Origin of the sequence: Streptomyces sp. NPDC002044 (assembly GCF_040296725.1) — a bacterium.
GTDB lineage: Bacteria > Actinomycetota > Actinomycetes > Streptomycetales > Streptomycetaceae > Streptomyces > Streptomyces antarcticus.
This window is the reverse complement of record NZ_JBEOXU010000066.1, coordinates 25606-34665: the sequence shown is the minus strand read 5'-3', so window position 1 is coordinate 34665 and position 9060 is coordinate 25606. Positions and strand designations below refer to the sequence as shown.

9 protein-coding genes are annotated in these 9060 nt (G+C 71.6%); 6 read left to right on the top strand and 3 right to left on the bottom strand.

Going from position 1 to position 9060, the window contains the following annotated elements:
• Window positions 1–133 precede the first annotated feature (133 nt).
• A complete protein-coding gene (rfbC, locus tag ABT106_RS18155) occupies window positions 134–733 on the bottom strand; it encodes a dTDP-4-dehydrorhamnose 3,5-epimerase (protein ID WP_267724768.1) in 600 nt (199 codons plus the stop codon).
• Window positions 730–1605, bottom strand: a complete 876-nt coding sequence (gene rfbA / locus ABT106_RS18150) for a glucose-1-phosphate thymidylyltransferase RfbA (protein ID WP_351278190.1) — start codon at window positions 1603–1605, stop codon at window positions 730–732. The genes rfbC and rfbA overlap by 4 nt, the downstream gene beginning before the upstream one ends.
• 82 nt (window positions 1606–1687) lie before the next feature.
• On the opposite strand from rfbA, the gene rfbB reads away from it, so the two are divergent.
• The 6 genes from rfbB (at window position 1688) to ABT106_RS18120 (ending at window position 7062) form a co-directional block, all read left to right on the top strand.
• On the top strand, window positions 1688–2665 hold the full coding sequence (rfbB, locus tag ABT106_RS18145) for a dTDP-glucose 4,6-dehydratase (protein WP_351278188.1): 978 nt from the start codon (window positions 1688–1690) through the stop codon (window positions 2663–2665).
• Window positions 2662–3582: a dTDP-4-dehydrorhamnose reductase gene (rfbD, locus tag ABT106_RS18140; RefSeq protein ID WP_351278185.1), complete on the top strand. Its 921-nt coding sequence runs from the start codon at window positions 2662–2664 to the stop codon at window positions 3580–3582. The genes rfbB and rfbD overlap by 4 nt, the downstream gene beginning before the upstream one ends.
• Window positions 3579–4910, top strand: a complete 1332-nt coding sequence (locus ABT106_RS18135; RefSeq protein ID WP_351278182.1) for a lipopolysaccharide biosynthesis protein — start codon at window positions 3579–3581, stop codon at window positions 4908–4910. Before rfbD ends, ABT106_RS18135 begins: the two co-directional genes overlap by 4 nt.
• A gap of 68 nt (window positions 4911–4978) precedes the next feature.
• Window positions 4979–5668, top strand: a complete 690-nt coding sequence (locus ABT106_RS18130; RefSeq protein ID WP_351278179.1) for a glycosyltransferase family 2 protein — start codon at window positions 4979–4981, stop codon at window positions 5666–5668.
• Window positions 5665–6156 (top strand): DUF2304 domain-containing protein, encoded by a 492-nt coding sequence (locus tag ABT106_RS18125; RefSeq protein WP_351278177.1) that lies wholly within the window; start codon window positions 5665–5667, stop codon window positions 6154–6156. The genes ABT106_RS18130 and ABT106_RS18125 overlap by 4 nt, the downstream gene beginning before the upstream one ends.
• A 6-nt stretch (window positions 6157–6162) precedes the next feature.
• Window positions 6163–7062: a glycosyltransferase family 2 protein gene (locus ABT106_RS18120; protein ID WP_351278174.1), complete on the top strand. Its 900-nt coding sequence runs from the start codon at window positions 6163–6165 to the stop codon at window positions 7060–7062.
• Between the two features lie 91 nt (window positions 7063–7153).
• Here ABT106_RS18120 and ABT106_RS18115 read toward each other — a convergent pair whose 3' ends face one another.
• The gene (locus ABT106_RS18115; RefSeq protein ID WP_351278171.1) at window positions 7154–8881 is read right to left on the bottom strand and encodes a hypothetical protein; all 1728 of its coding nucleotides are present in this window, start codon (window positions 8879–8881) and stop codon (window positions 7154–7156) included.
• Window positions 8882–9060 lie beyond the last annotated feature (179 nt).

The window sequence follows — 9060 nt, the reverse complement described above, 5'->3', positions numbered from 1 at the left end:
GCGCGCCCCGCGGGCGGGGCCGGGGGCCGCCCCCCCGCCCCCGCCCACGGGGGGCCCCCCCCCCCGCGCGGGGGTGCGGCCCTCCTGTCGTCGTGCGCGCGCGTGCGTGCGTACGGGCGGATCGGTACCGGGGTCAGACCACCCGGAGCGACTCGGTGAACGCCTTGCAGGCCGCGTAGTCCGGCAGCAGCCCGGTCGCGATGGCGTCGGCCAGCGAGGGGGCGGCCTCGTCGCGGGCGGACAGCTGCGGGACCTCGGCCGGCCACTCGATGCCCAGATCGGGGTCGAGGGGGTGCACCGCGTGCTCACCGGTCGGGTTGTACGGCTCCGAGCAGAGGTACGAGAGCGTGGCGTCGTCGCTGAGCGCGCAGAACCCGTGGCCCAGGCCCTCGGAGATGTAGACGGCGCGGCGGTCGGTGTCGTCCAGCCGTACGCCTTCCCACTGCCCGAAGGTGGGGGAGCCGACCCGCAGGTCGACGATGACGTCGAGCACGGCGCCGCGCACGCAGCTCACGTACTTGGCCTGGCCGGGCGGCACGTCGGCGAAGTGGATGCCGCGGACCACGTCGCGGGAGGAGACCGAGAGGTTGCCCTGCGCCAGGTTCAGCGGGTGTCCGACGACCGCGGACAGCTTGTCGAAGCGGTACCACTCGGTGAACAGTCCGCGCGGGTCTCCGTGCAGCTGCGGGGTGATCTCGAAGGCGCCCTCGATGGACAGCTCGCGGAACTTCATCGCGCGGCCTCCTCGTCGAGCAGGGTCAGCAGGTAGTCGCCGTAACCGCTCTTCGTCAGCGGCTCGGCGAGCGCGCGCAGCTGCGCGGAGTCGATCAGGCCGGCCCGCCAGGCCGCCTCCTCGATGCAGCCGATCTTGAAGCCCTGACGCTCCTCGATCACGCGGACGAACTCCGACGCCTGCACCATCGAGACGAAGGTGCCGGTGTCCAGCCAGGCGGTACCACGGTCGAGGATCGTGACGTTCAGCTCGCCGGCCTGGAGGTACGCGTCATTGACCGCGGTGATCTCCAGCTCGCCGCGCGCGCTGGGCTTGAGCCCGCGGGCTATCTCGACGACGCGGTTGTCGTAGAAGTACAGACCCGGCACGGCGTAGCGGGACTTGGGCTTCTCCGGCTTCTCCTCGATGGAGATGGCCTGTCCCTTGTCGTCGAACTCGACCACGCCGTACGCGGTCGGATCGGCCACCGGGTACGCGAACACCCGGCCGCCCTGCGAGCCGGTGTGCTGGGCGAGCCGGGTGCCGAGGCCGCTGCCGTGGAAGATGTTGTCGCCGAGGATCAGCGCGACCGAGTCGTCGCCGATGAAGTCCGCGCCGAGGACGAACGCCTGGGCGATGCCCTCCGGGCGTTCCTGGACGGCGTACTCCAGCCGCAGGCCGAACTGGGAACCGTCGCCGAGCAGCCGCTCGAACTGGGTGCGGTCCTCCGGGGTGGTGATGATCAGGATCTCGTTGATGCCCGCCATCACCAGGGTGGAGAGGGGGTAATAGATCATCGGCTTGTCGAATACGGGCAGCAACTGCTTCGAGACTGCCCGGGTCAGCGGCCAGAGCCGCGATCCGGTCCCACCGGCCAAAAGGATTCCACGCATGGGGAGAAGCCTATGCGAGAGCGCGTGCGACAGCGGAGCCACGTGCCTGTGACGTTCGGCAGGCGGCTAGACTCTTCGTATTATGCGCATCCTTGTGACCGGCGGCGCCGGCTTCATCGGTTCAGAGTTCGTCCGGCAGCAGCTCGGCGCAGATGCGTCCGCGCGGATCACGGTCTTCGACAAGCTGACCTATTCCGGCGTCGAAGCCAACCTGGCGCCCGTAGCCGACCACCCCGGATACACGTTCGTCAAGGGTGACATCTGTGACCCCGAGGCCGTGGACCAGGTGATGCCCGGTCACGACGTGATCGTGCACTTCGCCGCCGAGTCGCACGTGGACCGCTCCATCGCGGGTGCGGGCCCCTTCGTGCTGACCAACGTCGTCGGCACCCAGGTCCTGCTGGACGCCGCACGCAAGCACGGCGTCGGCCGCTTCGTCCACATCTCCACCGACGAGGTCTACGGCTCGATCAGCGAGGGCTCCTGGACCGAGGAGTGGCCGCTGGTGCCGAACTCCCCGTACTCCGCCTCGAAGGCGTCCTCCGACCTGCTGGCGCTGGCCTACCACCGCACCCACGGCATGGACGTGGTGGTCACGCGCTGCTCCAACAACTACGGGCACTACCAGTTCCCGGAGAAGGTCATCCCGCTGTTCGTCTCGAACCTGATGGACGGCCGCAAGGTCCCGCTGTACGGCAACGGCGGCAACGTCCGCGACTGGCTGCACGTCTCCGACCACTGCCGCGGCATCGACCTGGCGATGCGCAAGGGCCGCGCCGGCGAGGTCTACAACATCGGCGGCGGCACCGAACTGACCAACAAGGAGCTCACCGGCGTCCTGCTGGAGGCGGCGGGCCTCGGCTGGGACATGGTGGAGCCGGTCGAGGACCGCAAGGGCCACGACCTGCGCTACTCGATCGACATCAGCAAGATCGGCGAGGAGCTCGGCTACGCCCCGCAGGTCACCTTCGAGGACGGCATCAAGGCCACCATCGACTGGTACCGCGAGAACCGCGCCTGGTGGGAGCCGCTGAAGGCGAAGGCGGCGCTGCAGAAGTGACCGCGAACTCCGGTACCCCCCGCTGGCTGGTGACCGGCTCCGCCGGGATGCTGGGCCAGGACGTCCTGTCCGCGCTGAAGGACGCCGGTGCCGAAGCCGTGGGCCTGCGCCGCGCCGACCTGGACATCACCGACCCGGCGGCCGTCCGCGCCGCCGTCGAGGGTGCCGCCGTCGTCGTCAACTGCGCCGCCTGGACCGACGTGGACGGCGCCGAGACGGCCGAGGAGGCCGCCACCGCCGTCAACGGCACCGGCGTGCGCGTCCTGGCCGGGGCCTGCGCCGCCGCGGGCGCGCGCCTGATCCAGGTCTCCACCGACTACGTCCTGCCCGGGGACGCGGAACTGCCGTACGCGGAGTCCGCCCCCACCGGCCCGGTCAACGCCTACGGGCGCGGCAAGCTGGCCGGCGAGCAGGCCGTCGCCGAACTCCTGCCGCACGACGGCTACGTGGTCCGTACGGCCTGGCTGTACGGGGAGCACGGCCCGAACTTCGTCGCCACCATGCTGAAGCTGGCCGCCCAGCGGGACACCCTGGACGTCGTCGACGACCAGCACGGGCAGCCCACCTGGACCCGCGCGCTGGCCGCCCGCCTCGTCGAACTCGGCACGGCCGCGCTCGACGGCCGTGCCCCGGCCGGCGTCTACCACGGCACCGCGAGCGGCCGCACCACCTGGTGCGGGCTGGCCCGCGAGACCTACCGGCTGAGCGGTCTCGACCCCGAGCGCATCCGGCCGACCACCTCCGGGGCCTTCGTACGCCCCGCCGCCCGGCCGGCGTTCAGCGTGCTCGCGCACGACCGCTGGGCCGAAGCGGGCCTGGCTCCGCTCGCCGACTGGCGCGAGCAGCTCGCCGACGCGCTGCGCACCCCCGTCTTCACCGCACTGGCAGGCCCGGCCCGGGACGGCAGTTCGGGATGAAGGCCCTGCTCCACAAGCTGACCGCCGCGCTGCCGCCGGGCACCGCGGCGGTGGCGGGCGGCACCGTCGTGCTCGGCGCCGCCTCCTACGTCCACCTGGGCGTGGCCGGGCACAGCCTGTCCGAGGACGCCATGGCGAACGTCTCGGTGCTGTGGACGATCGTGATGTCCGTCGGCATCGGCCTGTTCTTCCCCATCGAGCAGGAGCTCACCCGGATCGTCTCGGCCCGCGTGGTGCAGGGCAAGGGCGCGGGCCCCGTCCTGCGCCGGGCCGCCTGGCTGACCGCGGCGGTCCTCGGCGTCACCCTGCTCGTGCTCGGCCTCGCCGCGGCCCCGATCGCCGACCTGCTGTTCGGCGGCGACCGCGAACTGGTGGCGGCCCTCGGCGGAGCCTTCACCGGCATGGCCGCCTGCTACCTGACCCGGGGTCTGCTGGCCGGCCTCGGCCGCTTCCCGGCGTACGGCACCCAACTCGCCGTCGACGGCGGCCTGCGCATCGCGCTCGCCTTCGGCTGCGCGCTGCTGGGCCTGCACTCGGCGCTCGCCTTCAGCCTCGTCCTGGCGGTCGCCCCCGTCGTCGCGACGCTGGTCACCCTGCCCGCGCTGCTGCGCGCCACCGGCCCCGGCGAGCAGATCGCCTGGCGGGAGCTGTGCGGCGGACTCGGCCTGCTGGTCTGCGCGACCCTGCTGTCCCAGGTGGTCGTCAACGCCGCCGTGATGAGCACCAAGCTGCTGGCTCCCGCCGACAGCGTGCTGATCGGCGCCCTGCTGAACGCGCTGGTCCTGGCCCGCGTACCGCTCTTCGTCTTCGGCTCGCTCCAGGCCTCCCTGCTGAACGGGCTCAGCGCCGCCTTCACCGCCGGCGACCGGGCCGCCTTCTGGGCGATGCTCCGCCGGATCGGCAAGGTCGTGGGACTGCTCGGGCTGGTCGGCGGGGTGCCCGCGACCGTGCTCGGCCCGTGGCTGATCGAGGTCCTGTTCGACGCCAAACCGCGGCTGGGCTGCTTCGAGTTCTTCCTGATGTCCGCCGGCACCGTCGCGTACATGCTCGCGATGGTGCTCGGCCAGGCGCTGATGGTGTTCAAGCGGCACAATCTGCAACTGCTGTGCTGGGCCGGCGGTACCGCGGTGCTGCTGGCCGTCACGTTCGTACCCGGAGACGTGGCGATGCGCGTGATCGTCGCGTACGCGCTCGGCTCCGTCGCCACCGTGCTCGGTATGCTTGCCGCGCTGAGGCTGAACTTTCCGGGAGCGGCTTCCGCCGCCGCGGAAGGGCCTGGGCACACGGGCGCCGCCAGCCGGCTGGGTGCTGGTGCGGCCGGAAAATGACCATGCCGGCCCCTGACGCCACCTTGATCACCGAGCACTCGTATGTGCCACATTCCGTTGGAGCTACCGTGTCCCGATACGACGATGTCTGGCTGGTCATTCCGGCCTATAACGAGGGCCAGGTGATCGCCGACGTGGTCGAGGGGGCCCGCAAGACGTTCCCCAACATCGTCGTCGTCGATGACGGAAGCACGGACGACTCGGCGGAGCACATAGCCTCCACCGGCGCCCACTTGGTCCGCCACCCGGTCAACCTCGGTCAGGGCGCGGCCCTGCAGACCGGTCTCACGTACGCCCTCGCACAGCCCGGCGCCCGCTACTTCGCGACCTTCGACGCCGACGGCCAGCACCAGACGAAGGACGTCGAGACGATGGTCGGCGTCCTGCGCGCCGACGAGGCGGACGTCGTCCTCGGCTCGCGGTTCATCGAGCAGAACGGCCAGGTGCCGTGGATCAAGCAGGTCGTGCTGCGCACCGCGGCCGCCGTGAGCCCGACCGCCCGGAAGCTGAAGCTCACCGACGCGCACAACGGCCTGCGCGTCCTGGGCCGCGCGGCCGCGGCGCAGCTCAGCATCACCATGAACGGCATGGCCCACGCGTCCGAGATCGTCGGTTTCCTGGCCGGATCCGGGCTGCGGGTCACCGAGGTGCCGGTGGACATCCTCTACACCGACTACTCGCGCGCCAAGGGTCAGTCCCTGATCAACGGCGTCAACATCATCTTTGACATTTCCCTGCGGGAGCGTGGACGTCGATGAAGTACTTCTGGATCCAGCTGCTGCTGATCCTGGGCTCCGTGTCCATGGCACTGATGTTCATACGGACGTGGAGCCAGGCGAAGAACCGCGCCTGGAAGCGCATCGCGTTCTCGGTGTTCGTCGTCGTCAACGTGTACGCGGTGCTGCGCCCGACGGACGTCACCTGGCTCGCCCAGCAGCTCGGCGTCGGCCGGGGCACCGACCTCGTGCTGTACGTGATGGTGATGGCGATGGGGTTCCTGACCCTCAACACCTTCCTGCGCTTCCGCTCCCTGGAGAAGAAGATCACGGACCTGGCGCGGACCGTGGCCATCAGCGAGGGCCTCCGGCACAACGACGCCCGCCTCGGCCAGGACGCCGCCAAGGTGCCGGCGCCGGCCTCGGCGCCGTCCGTGGCCGTGGCCGACCCGGAGCCGGGCCCGGCCGCCGCCTCCGGCTCGGCCTCCGGCACGGTCTCCGACTCCGACTCCGACTCCGTGAAGGCCTGACGCTCCATGGTGACGTTCGACTTCATGCTCCCCTACTACGGGGACGTGCGGCTGATGCAGGACGCCGTCCGCAGCGTCCTGGCCCAGACCGACCGGGAGTTCCGGCTCGTCGTCATCGACGACGGCCGCGAGGCGCAGGTGCCCGGCTGGTTCGAGGGGCTCGGCGACGACCGGGTGCACTACACCCGCAACGCGCACAACCTCGGCATCACCAAGAACTTCCAGAAGTGCGTCGAGCTCTCCGAGGCCGACTACGTCGTCATCATGGGCTGTGACGACCTGCTGCACCCGGACTACCTGAAGACCGTGCGCGGCCTCGCCGAGGCCACCCCGGGCGTCGGCATGGTCCAGCCCGGCGTCGAGGTCATCGACGGCGCCGGCCGGGTCACCCAGGGCCTGGCGGACAACACCAAGAAGCGGCTCTACCAGCCGCAGGTCAAGGGCACCCGCCTGATGGCCGGCGAGGAGCTGGCGGCCAGCGTGCTGCGCGGAAACTGGCTCTACTTCCCGTCGATCGCCTGGCGCGGCGAGGCGCTGCGCAAGGTGAGCTTCCGCGACGACTACTCGGTGATCCAGGACCTGGCGCTCGTCGTCGACCTCCTGGAGGCCGGTGAGCGCATGGTCGTCGACAACTCGGCCACCGTCTTCCAGTACCGGCGCCACGCCGTCAGCGAGTCGTCGGTCCAGGCGTTCTCCGGGACCCGGTTCACCGAGGCCGCCCGCTACTTCCACGCGGTGGCCGAGCGGATGGACGCGCGCGGCTGGCCCAAGGCGGCCCGCGCGGCGCGCTTCCACAGCGCGTCCCGCCTGCACGCGCTCACCATGCTGCCCGGCGCCCTGCGCCGCCGGCACAGCGAGGGCGTACGCGCCCTGGCCCGGCACGCCTTCACCTCGGGCCAGAGCTGAACGACCGCGCGCAGGACGACGCGGGGAAACGACAACGGCCCGCCTCCGGTTCATCATCCGGAGGCGGGCCGTCCTCATGTCCGGGCGGCGCTCACTTCGGGGTGACCGACAGGGCCGGCGGCGGCGTCAGCCGCTCGAAGGGCTTCTGCACCGCCGGCGGGCGGTACGGGCCGCGCAGCGGCGGTACGTACGGCGAGCACTCGCCCTTGACCGCGTAGCGGGGGCACCGGCCGTCCGCCTGGCGGATGTTGTGCGAGAACCAGGCGAACTGCCCGGTGGAGTTCAGCGCGGGGTCCTGCGGCATGTACGCGTTGACCGTCGCCGAGCCCGCCAGGCCGAAGAGCAGCCCGAGCGCGCAGAGCGCGCCGACGACGCCGGCCCGGGGCCGCCGCGAGGCGGCGGTCCGACGCGCTCCGCCCCGCAGCGCCGCCTCGTGCAGGCGCAGCCAGACCCGGACCCGCTTGCCGGCGTAGTACAGCGCCAGTCCGGTCAGGGCGATCAGGCAGTACATCAGCTGGTGGCTGGTGCGCGGGTAGAGCTGGACGGCCTGGTCGCGCTCCATGTGCGCGGCGTACCAGTAGCGCAGCAGGAACGCGCTCGCGGTGCAGGCGGCGAGGGTGAGCACCATGGGCTGGCGCAGGCCGAGGGTGAGGGCCACGCCCAGACCGGCGACCAGGACGAGGGTGAACAGCCCGACACCGGCGAGTTCGCCGGGCGGCGGCCAGCCGAGGCTGCGCAGCGGGCCCGGGGCCCCGGAGGTCCACATGGTGAAGTAGGCGGGGTCGATCCAGGTGTCGAAGTAGAAGTACGCGTCCTTCGTCGTGCTGCCCGAGCCGAGCAGGCGTGCGAGGTACGGGCCGGCCAGCGCGAGGAAGACGACCAGGGCGGACGCCAGCGGCAGCAGCCCGTCCAGCAGCCCGCGGATCCCGCCCGACCGGGCGAGGCCCACGAGCACCATCGCGAACAGCACGACCACGCCGACCGAGGACCAGAGGAACCAGCCCGAGTACAGCAGGAACAGCGCGGCCAGCAGCAGGCCGAGCCCGGCCCCCGCCGCGGCCGACCGCCTCCTGCCCAGCTCGGTGGAGTGCAGCACCACGTCGCACATCTTGGCGAAGACCGGGATCACCACGGCGAGGACGAGCGCGGAGTACGGCTTGTACGGGTCGATCACCGGCAGTGTCGCGGTCACCCCGATGCCGAGCGCCCACAGCGGGGGCAGCAGCATCCGCCAGGCCATGTACACGGCCGGCCCGGAGAGGGCGAGGAAGCCGATCATCACCCACTTCGTGGCCCTGCCCATGTCGCCGTCGAAGAACAGCTCGGAGGTCCAGGCCAGCAGGTGCGGGAAGCCCGGCGGGTACATCGCGGGGAGGTCGACGCCGTCGATGACGTCGTACGCCCACTGCTGGAGGTTGCCGATGTCGCCCCAGTTCGCGTAGATCGGCCAGGCCGTGCCGCGCAGGGAGACCACGTTGCCGGCGGCGATCACGCCGGTGGCCAGTCCGGCCACCGCGGCGGCGCCGAAGCGGGTGGCGGTGCCCGGCTTCCACCGGGAGACGAGCAGGTACAGCAGCACCGTCAGGGCCATCATGACCATCAGCCGCAGCTGGATCCCGGCCAGTCCGCTGACCTGTCCGATCCGGTCCATCGGGTTGATCCGGATCCGCAGGCACAGCCACAGCAGGAGTGCGGCGGAGGTGAGGGAAACGGCTCCCTCGGCCAGGCTGAGGGCGAAGGTACGTCGGAGGCCGCCGCTCGGGCGGCGCGGGGCCCTCTTTTCCGCGGCCGGGGCCGACGAGGGAGCGGTCACTATCATGTTCCGTTCACCATACCGGCCGTCGGTCCCCGGCCACGAGGCCCGGGAGCGGGCGGGCGGCGCCGCAGGGGCCGGTGCCCCCTTGGTACGGTGACGCCGGGGGGACGTACGCGCATGCGCGCCGCCGTGCCCCGGCCGCGCGCTCCGGCGCATCACGGCCGCACCACGGTCACACCTGC